A 445-nucleotide genomic window follows, 5' to 3' on the forward strand; every position below is an offset into this window, starting at 1 on the left:
CGGGTACGGGGGATTCAGCAGGCGCATGCGCAAAATCGGGCCCACCGTAGCCAAATGGACGCGGGGGCGCATACTTGTGGCCGATCTTGTCTTCGAGCCAGTTGGCAGTCACCGTAAACTCTCTGGCCATGGCGCGCACAAGACGCTCATCAGGATAGGAGGGATCGCCGCCCGCGGAGGAGCGCTTCTGGTCATTGAGCCAGATCTTGACAAACTCCTCGGTCGAGGTCCCCTGGCTTCCAACTCGCTTCTGAGCATTGGAATCTCCAGCAGCAATGGCCCCACCCGCAAAAGCAGAGCTGCCGCCCACCATCGGGAGCTTTTCAATGACGAGCACCTCGGCGCCGGCAAGGCGCGCGGCCACAGCAGCGGCCAGACCCGTACCACCCGCACCGACGACGATCACGTCGGCCTTGAGGTTTTTGACGGGAAGCGTTGCGGGATC

Annotated in this window: 1 protein-coding gene; it reads right to left on the reverse strand. The window is 62.7% G+C overall.

Annotation, left to right across the window (positions count from 1 at the left end):
- The coding region (locus tag HMPREF3036_RS10985) for an FAD-dependent oxidoreductase (RefSeq protein WP_156469828.1) at positions 1–445 on the reverse strand (445 nt) is incomplete at both ends.

This window comes from Sutterella sp. KLE1602, from assembly GCF_001578585.1.
GTDB lineage: Bacteria > Pseudomonadota > Gammaproteobacteria > Burkholderiales > Burkholderiaceae_F > Sutterella > Sutterella wadsworthensis_A.